General features: G+C 37.0%; 9 protein-coding genes. 6 read left to right on the top strand and 3 right to left on the bottom strand.

Translation table 11 applies throughout. The features are described 5' to 3' along the window. Positions 1-327: 327 nt before the first annotated feature. Positions 328-453 (bottom strand): hypothetical protein, encoded by a 126-nt coding sequence (locus tag E5A76_RS20605; protein WP_262383641.1) that lies wholly within the window; start codon positions 451-453, stop codon positions 328-330. Positions 454-563: 110 nt separating this feature from the next. Between E5A76_RS20605 and E5A76_RS07375 the strand changes: the two genes are divergently transcribed. After that, positions 564-1,040 carry a peroxiredoxin gene (locus E5A76_RS07375; protein ID WP_161118535.1) on the top strand — a complete coding sequence of 159 codons (477 nt, stop codon included), beginning with the start codon at positions 564-566 and terminating at the stop codon, positions 1,038-1,040. A gap of 99 nt (positions 1,041-1,139) precedes the next feature. On the opposite strand, the gene E5A76_RS07370 is transcribed toward E5A76_RS07375, so the two are convergent. Next, positions 1,140-1,460: a DUF4144 domain-containing protein gene (locus tag E5A76_RS07370; RefSeq protein ID WP_161118534.1), complete on the bottom strand. Its 321-nt coding sequence runs from the start codon at positions 1,458-1,460 to the stop codon at positions 1,140-1,142. Between the two features lie 252 nt (positions 1,461-1,712). On the opposite strand from E5A76_RS07370, the gene E5A76_RS07365 reads away from it, so the two are divergent. The 3 genes from E5A76_RS07365 to E5A76_RS07355 all read left to right on the top strand — a co-directional run bounded on the left by E5A76_RS07365 (position 1,713) and on the right by E5A76_RS07355 (position 3,974). After that, positions 1,713-2,522 carry a peptidyl-prolyl cis-trans isomerase gene (locus tag E5A76_RS07365; RefSeq protein ID WP_161118533.1) on the top strand — a complete coding sequence of 270 codons (810 nt, stop codon included), beginning with the start codon at positions 1,713-1,715 and terminating at the stop codon, positions 2,520-2,522. Continuing rightward, complete coding sequence (locus E5A76_RS07360; RefSeq protein WP_161118532.1) at positions 2,515-3,549, top strand: HupE/UreJ family protein; 1,035 nt, start codon at positions 2,515-2,517, stop codon at positions 3,547-3,549. The genes E5A76_RS07365 and E5A76_RS07360 overlap by 8 nt, the downstream gene beginning before the upstream one ends. Positions 3,550-3,671: 122 nt before the next feature. After that, entirely contained in the window at positions 3,672-3,974 is a 303-nt protein-coding gene (locus tag E5A76_RS07355) for an antibiotic biosynthesis monooxygenase family protein (RefSeq protein ID WP_023932054.1), read from the top strand. Positions 3,975-4,098: 124 nt separating this feature from the next. Here E5A76_RS07355 and E5A76_RS07350 read toward each other — a convergent pair whose 3' ends face one another. Continuing rightward, positions 4,099-4,851, bottom strand: coding sequence for an SDR family oxidoreductase (locus E5A76_RS07350; RefSeq protein WP_161118531.1), 753 nt, complete (start codon positions 4,849-4,851; stop codon positions 4,099-4,101). 831 nt (positions 4,852-5,682) lie between these two features. Here E5A76_RS07350 and E5A76_RS07345 point away from each other — a divergent pair. Together E5A76_RS07345 and E5A76_RS07340 are read left to right on the top strand one after the other, a co-directional pair. Continuing rightward, positions 5,683-6,504 (top strand): sce7726 family protein, encoded by an 822-nt coding sequence (locus tag E5A76_RS07345; RefSeq protein ID WP_237458844.1) that lies wholly within the window; start codon positions 5,683-5,685, stop codon positions 6,502-6,504. Then, positions 6,470-7,399: a sce7725 family protein gene (locus E5A76_RS07340; RefSeq protein ID WP_161118529.1), complete on the top strand. Its 930-nt coding sequence runs from the start codon at positions 6,470-6,472 to the stop codon at positions 7,397-7,399. The genes E5A76_RS07345 and E5A76_RS07340 overlap by 35 nt, the downstream gene beginning before the upstream one ends. Positions 7,400-7,651: the final 252 nt, after the last annotated feature.

The following is a 7,651-nucleotide window of genomic DNA, read 5'->3' as shown; positions in this document are numbered from 1 at the left end:
ATATATATCATGAGGTTGATAACAATTTTCACGCCTGACACTCAATGAGAGGATGTAATAAGTAAGATATGTATTTAATCAGTCTTATTAAAAACAGAACTCAAGCGATAAAATCACAACGTTTCATTATAACTGATCATATTTACAGTAAATAAAACTAATCCAAAATCACATTTATAATATATGAATGAGTAAAAGGTCTAACGCATAATGGGGCATTTTCGAGCTATAAAATGCCATGAGAAATGACTTTCACAAAAAAGCCACCAGCTCTCATTGAAAACCAGTGGCTCTAATTTATTATTTTATGGTGCTAATAACTCAAACCTAACTTTTAGGTGATGGTTTATAAACGCTCGATACTGACGGTAATGCGTGATTCCAAACGTCCCATAATGAACTCATGGCATTCGCTTCATCAATAACGAACATGCCTAGTTTATTTAACATCATCCGTGTATATCACAACCCTCATTTAACTCTCCTATTCCACCAGCAAAATTAGCCGTGAGATAAATTCCTCGCTACACTGTTTCAAACTAATACAACAAGGAAAGTAAACGATGATCGAGAAAGGCCAAACATTACCAGCCGCAGTGCTAAGTGAACTCACACATGACGGTATGGTTAAACACGATACCGCTGAGCTTTTTGCCAACAAACGTGTTGTGCTGTTTGCTGTACCAGGGGCATTTACTCCTACTTGCTCTGAAGCCCATTTACCGGGTTATGTGGTGTTAGCAGATGAGATAAAAGCAACGGGTGTCGACATTATTGCGTGTGTTTCTGTTAACGATGCCTTTGTAATGCAGGCTTGGGGCGAGGCGCAAAACGCATCTGAAATTATGATGTTGGGCGATGGTGATGGTAGCTTTACTAAAGCGTTAGGGCTTGAGATGGATACCGAGAACTTCGGTGGTATTCGTTCTCAACGTTATGCAATGGTTGTTGATAATGGCGTGGTAACTCAACTGAACGTTGAACAGCCAAAGCAATTTGAAGCGAGCAAAGCGGAAACGATTTTAGCAAGCCTGAAGTAACCGCAATAAGACTTTAAACATCAATAATATGGTTCAGTGTGTGTGTGCGCACTGAACCATTTTTATACTTAGCCTACTTCTTAATAGCGACACTAAGGATTAATCGCTCGGTTTAAGGGCATGAATAGCATCAGATACCGATATAAATTGGATCTTGATTAAACACACTTCGGCAAAACTAAACTCATGGGCTTGAATGAGTGCTGTCACTTCTTCCACTGTTAATTGTGTGTTGTTGTTGATCAGCTTGGCACTTGCGTTGTTGATGCTAATTGAATAACTAAAACCCTGACTATCAATCACATAATCGTCTTGACTAAAGATCAGATCCTCACACTCGCTCAATAATTGCGGCTCTGAATCGAGATAAATCAGCTCGTCATCACCATCTAGTTTTAATATACAAGGCCAATTGACCATGAGTGTCTCCATAACGCTGCTAACACCCTATTTGCAAAGCAAGGTTAGCAAGTGATCGTCTTGAACAAGCAGATAACGATAACATTGTTATTATCAGCCACCTACTCTGTTGGTAATAAACGTAGTTATTAGCGTAATCATGCCACTCTGAGCAGGCTTTTATACATATTGAGTAAACAAATATTCAACACTCATACAGTTAGGTTATGTATACTTTATGGGAATTTTTAGAGACTAAAAAGATCCCGTAACATGTTAAAAAAAGGCAACTATTGGCTTAAAAGAGTTATTAAAGATCCCTTCTCGCATTTCCTTATCGCTGGTACTGTGCTGTTTATTTGCTACTCGCTGTACCATTCATCGGCTTCCGAAAACACTATTTCAGTGACACCGTCACAAGTTACTCAACAAAAGAAAGACGATACGCTTTACTTTGGCTCACCACCGTCAAAACAAGAATTAAACAAAGACATTAATCATGTGGTGTTAAAGCAAATGCTATCTCAGCAAGCTTTAAAATTAGGCTTGGAGAAAGGCGATCCGAACTTGAATGAAATGTTGATGCAGCGCTACCTGTCTTACGTGTCGCAGTTAGCCAAGATCAATGCAACTAATACTAGCTTATTACATCAATACTATTTAACGCATCAAGCGCGTTATAAACACCCCGATATGTACTCTTTGTGCTATCACTTTTTAACACCGCAAGAAGTTCAACACCCTATTTCTACTATGGATTCTCAGCAATGTTTAACTGATGTGAGTAAGCAAGCATTACTGGCAAAGCTGGGAACAAAAACAGTAGACGCATTAGCAGCACTAGCACCAAACCAATGGTCAGCACCGATTGATACTCCCTTTGGCGCGATTGCAATAAAGGTGCTCAATTATCAAAAAGCAGGCGTATTGAGTTTTAAACAGGCAAAGCAACAATTAGCACATGATTTTGCTCGCGATGATGTTAATAACAAAATAGCCGCCGTTATTAAGCAATATCACATAGCGCTACCCGCAGGCTCAGACTTTACCGTTAACACAAAGACACTATTAAACAATGTATAAGCACATCTCTTATTTTATGTGGCGCTTAGTTGTTGGCACAGTTATTAGCGTCATGCTTTCGGTAATAATGACACCACTGGCAATGGCGCATCCTTATCAACCTTCAGTGGGTTTGATCACACAGCTTGATAATCAACAATATAAGTTGGCGTTAAAGCTCCCGGTAATTGCAGGTGAACATACTCAAATAACACCAACCTTAACTAATGGCGGTACAGTACGTTTATTAGCATCACAGCGAAGTGGCAATGGTTTCGGAATGGATGAACAAGATTATTTGCTGCAACTTAAAGCCAATACATCATCACCGACCCTTGTATTTAACGGGCTAAAAACAGGTCAGCTACTCACGCAGTTAACGCTAAAAGACGGACAAGTTAGTACGCTTGCGCTATATAAAGGGCATAACAGCTTACACTTAACCGATAAGATCTCGATTTGGACTACGATAAAGCTATTTGTCACCTTAGGTATCACCCATATATTAACGGGGATTGATCACCTAATGTTTGTGGCGGGCTTATTGTTATTTACGCGCGATTTTAAAACCTTCTTAAAGGCCATTACCTGTTTTACTTTAGCCCATAGTATTACGTTAAGTTTGTCTGCGCTTAATCTGGTACACATTCCAGAGCCCCCTGTAGAAACGGGAATTGCACTGAGTATTTTGTTTTTGTGTTATGAGCTTACTCGCCCTTACGATAAACAAAATCCAACGTTGAGCAGAAAGTTTCCGTGGCTCATTTCGTTTTCCTTTGGGTTGTTACATGGGTTGGGATTTGCCAGCGCATTAAAAGAAGTAGGATTGAGCCAAACCAGCATTCCGTTAACCCTCGCCTGTTTTAATATTGGGGTTGAGATCGGGCAATTGCTCTTCTTATCGTTTCTTATCGTGCTATTAAAGTTGTGCGCTAAAGTGCCTGTATTTCATCATAAGTTGTTTCAAAAAGTGCCTTTATACACCATGGGGATCATGGCGTCTTTTTGGTTTATTCAACGGGCGTACATTATGTTTCATGTTTTATAGTGGAAGTTACAGAGAACATTAAACGTAAACAAATATTGTATTTTTGCTGCTAGCTTACATTCACCAATACTGTAATAGTGGCAAAACAAGAATAAAAACTGAAGTTAGTAAAGGAAGTCATCATGTATATTGCAATGAACCGTTTTAAAATCCGTTTAGGCTCTGAGCAAGAATTTATCGATATCTGGAAGAACCGCGATACCTACCTAGATACCGTACCGGGTTTTCAATCTTTCAACTTACTGCAAGGTGCATCAAACGATGAGTACACGCTGTTTGCATCGCACTCAGTATGGGATTCTCGCCAAGCGTTCGAAGACTGGACACAATCAGAAGCGTTCCGTAAAGCTCATGCTAATGCTCGCGGTAATAAAGACATTTATTTAGGTGCACCAAACTTTGAAGGCTTTGAGAGCTGTCTGTAATAGGTAATAAAGGCTTCGCCTGCCACAATTAATACCTGATTACCCAAACACTTTTAATACAAGTGTTTGGGTTTTTATTATTCGACGGATTTAAATATCGCTCGGATTAGATCATCCCCTGATGTTATAAACCACCCGAGAGATCAAGGAAGTTTCCGGTAGAGAATGATGATTTCTCTGATGCTAACCAATAAATGGCTTCTGCGACTTCTTCAGGCTCTCCACCTCTTTGCAGAGGGATTTTACTCTTTAATCGTTCAATACGTTCTGGCTCACCACCATCGGCATGCATGTCGGTATGAATTAATCCCGGACGTACACAGTTTACACGGATCCCTTCGGCTGCTACTTCTAATGATAACCCCTTGGTTAAGGTATCAATTGCCCCTTTTGATGCAGCGTAATCAATATATTCATTTGGTGATCCGGTTCGTGCCGCACCAGAAGATACATTAACTATCACTCCGCCATTGCCACCATGACGAGTAGACATACGCTTCACAGCTTCTCTGCTACAAATAAAGTAACTAGTAACATTGTTAAACAGTATTTCGTTAATGCGATCTGCCGTCATCTCTTCTAATCGTGATTGTTGTTTTAGGATCCCAGCATTATTAACAAGCACAGATATTGCGCCTAATTCCTTATCAACAGTCGAGAACATGCGAATAACATCAGCTTCATTAGAAACATCAGCTTGAACCGTAATGCACTGACCACCTTCAGCCAAAATTTCTTGAGCTAGTTTATTCGCCGCCTCTGAGTTCGATTTATAATTGATACAAACGTCATAGCCTTCTTTGGCAAATAACTTCGCCGCTGCAGCGCCAATCCCTCTTCCACCACCTGTAATAATGGCTACCTTTTTAGCGCTCATATATCTTCCTTTTTAAACCATGCACTTTTACGTACATGTGGTGAGTTATCAAAATCAGACATTCCACACTACAGTGCCTTAATCGCTACATAATATGTTTGTTATCATTTTGTTGTTTTTAATGAATCAAGCTCACATTTCCAATTTATTCTGAGCATCTATAAAGCCAAAAACATACAACCCATATGAATGGTGTAATGACTCAACATGAATTTATACCTCTCCCGCCTTGCCTCTTACCTCATAAATACGGGATACTTAGATCCATGTAAGCTTAAGTTTTCATGCTTGAGTATTTGCCATTAAATTTTCGATAAACTGCTGAATTTATAAGTATTTTTTTTCACAACAAGCCATTACTTAGAAAACATGCACAATAATAACACCAATGGCTATGGATGATTTATAAACGATAAGAACCAAGCAACGCTTTATTGGATTAACTCTAACACGTAATTTGTAACCAAATAGCTAAATAACTTTCTTCGTTACTTAGGACACTTCAGGGACAAAGCAGGTATTAATTCCATTAAATTAGCATAGACTAAAAGTGTCATTTAGCGACTGAATGCTACAACTCCATTGGCTTCCATCAGCATAAATTTACCATTGGATTCTTCTAAACACTCTTCAAAATTATTACTAGTATTTCTTGATAAGAACTATCCTTTATCCTAACATCTCAACTTCTTTATATGGTATTCATAAAGAAATATTTTAATTTTGTACCTACTATTTTCAGAATATAAGCTGACTTAAAATAAAATGAACTATAAATATCTAGCGAAGTTATTCACAAGTACAGAAATCACTCGATTAGCTTCGGGAGACATGTCGCTGCTTCGTGACATTTTGTATTCATTCCCTCAATTCGATAATTTGAATACTTTTGAGGATATATTTGAAACAGCATATAAACTACTAATTAAACACTATCCTAATGAATATGTTGTTAAAAACACAATCGCTAACAATGTATTAATAGGTAAGCATTCAATGAATACAGCTAGTATGCTTAGTGAACTACGTATTGGTTCTAACAAAGCTGACTGCGTAATCATCAATGGTCTTTCTACTTGTTATGAAATAAAAACACAGTTTGATTCATTAAAAAGGCTTCCAGAACAACTAGATGCTTACACAAGCTCTTTTGATCAAACTTATGTTGTAGCACATGAAAATCATTTAAAAGCATTATATAAATATCAAGAAGAATTCCCTACATTTGGCATTATTCATGCGAATTCTAATGGTAATTTAAGTCAGAAAGTGAAAGCTCCATTAAACACCTCTTTTAATACAGAATTAATGTTTCATACCTTAAGGAAGGGAGAATACACACACATTGCTAAAGAAATACAAGGCTATATTCCAAATGTAATGCCTACAGAACTATTTAACGAATGTAAAAAACTGTTTTGCTCACAAAAAGAGCAAGATGCAAATGAACTATTTAAATCTACGCTTAAGCATTATCGTCGTAATGATCACATATTTATCAATGCATTACCAAAATCCATGAAAAATTTAGGGATAAGCTACAAGATTCACAAAACCCATAAGTCAAATATCGTAACCTGTCTACTAAATAACCAATTAGACAATAAAGGTATTACGAATGTACTTCCCATATATGAGAGGCAAACAGTTTGAGTTAGTTGCACTAAAAACTGTAGCAGCACGCTTAAAGACTGATAAAGTTTTTCCTATCATTGAACCTGTAAATGATAATTTAACTCAGCTGATATCTTGCATACAAAGCCTTAATCAGTACAAGATCAGCCCGCATATCATTATTAATCCAGAAGTTGGTGATCTTGCAAATGACTCTCCTGATTCCTTAAATTTAGAAATAGCTAAAACAGGTACATCATTCATCCCTTGCATAAGAATCAATAATCAAAATCTTCAATACGTAACAAATTTATTAGATCAATTTATTGAAGATAATGTAAATTATTCACTCTATTTTCAAGAAGGTATCCTTAGCAAGGTAGATCACTATACACATAAAGCAATGTATAACATTATTCGAGAAATCAATCGTTACCCAGATGATTTCGCAAATAAGCTCCCTAATAGTGTTGTCATCAATGATTCTTTTCCTGCAAAATCTCGTAATGCTGATTACAGTAATACACCTCAATTTTTTTCCGATGCTCACCTTACGTTTACAAAGCCATTAGTAGAACACCAAGTTGGTTTTGGTGATTACTTAACTATCGATGAAACATGGACAACAGGTGGTGGTCCAGCATTCGTAATAGCACTACATATTACGTATATTGATAACGATACAACACATATGTATGTTAAACATAGCGTTTCAATAAGTAACCCAGGAGATCAAAGTAACCCTGCAGGAAAATTTAGAGAAGCTCTTGAAGAGTTAATTAAATTCTCTCATATAACGCCATCATTAAATAAAAACACACTAGGTTTTCAAGAATATGTTATTATTCATCAGAATGGAAACTACCCTGGATTAGGTGTTCCCAAAAAATTAAGTATGATGCATCATATAGAAACAATATCTGATTTTTTATAACAGTGTAATACTTAACCTTTCAGCTCATTCATTAATGGGCTGAAAATAACTAAATATAGAAATATAATGGATAATAAAAATGACAACTTCGCTAGTTAATACAATTTTAATTAACGTTACGCATCACGCTCCCCCTTCACCACCGAAAAAGGACTGAATCACCAAGCTCGGTGGTGATGGCTAAGAGAGCCGAGAATTTTTTATTTCCAGAGATCCTGACTCATTAATAATTTTTTATTAATAAAAAGAACC

Origin of the sequence: Photobacterium lucens (assembly GCF_009873615.1) — a bacterium.
GTDB classification, from domain to species: domain Bacteria; phylum Pseudomonadota; class Gammaproteobacteria; order Enterobacterales; family Vibrionaceae; genus Photobacterium; species Photobacterium lucens.
Note: the sequence above shows the minus strand (reverse complement) of the source record. Positions and strands in the feature narration are given on the sequence as shown.

Excerpts from the sequence above, each read along its gene's own strand:
- E5A76_RS20605 (WP_262383641.1), bottom strand. The coding sequence starts at position 453 with ATGATGTTAAATAAACTAGGCATGTTCGTTATTGATGAAGCGAATGCC.
- E5A76_RS07375 (WP_161118535.1), top strand. The coding sequence starts at position 564 with ATGATCGAGAAAGGCCAAACATTACCAGCCGCAGTGCTAAGTGAACTC.
- E5A76_RS07370 (WP_161118534.1), bottom strand. The coding sequence starts at position 1,460 with ATGGTCAATTGGCCTTGTATATTAAAACTAGATGGTGATGACGAGCTG.
- E5A76_RS07365 (WP_161118533.1), top strand. The coding sequence starts at position 1,713 with ATGTTAAAAAAAGGCAACTATTGGCTTAAAAGAGTTATTAAAGATCCC.
- E5A76_RS07360 (WP_161118532.1), top strand. The coding sequence starts at position 2,515 with ATGTATAAGCACATCTCTTATTTTATGTGGCGCTTAGTTGTTGGCACA.
- E5A76_RS07355 (WP_023932054.1), top strand. The coding sequence starts at position 3,672 with ATGTATATTGCAATGAACCGTTTTAAAATCCGTTTAGGCTCTGAGCAA.
- E5A76_RS07350 (WP_161118531.1), bottom strand. The coding sequence starts at position 4,851 with ATGAGCGCTAAAAAGGTAGCCATTATTACAGGTGGTGGAAGAGGGATT.
- E5A76_RS07345 (WP_237458844.1), top strand. The coding sequence starts at position 5,683 with ATGTCGCTGCTTCGTGACATTTTGTATTCATTCCCTCAATTCGATAAT.
- E5A76_RS07340 (WP_161118529.1), top strand. The coding sequence starts at position 6,470 with ATGTACTTCCCATATATGAGAGGCAAACAGTTTGAGTTAGTTGCACTA.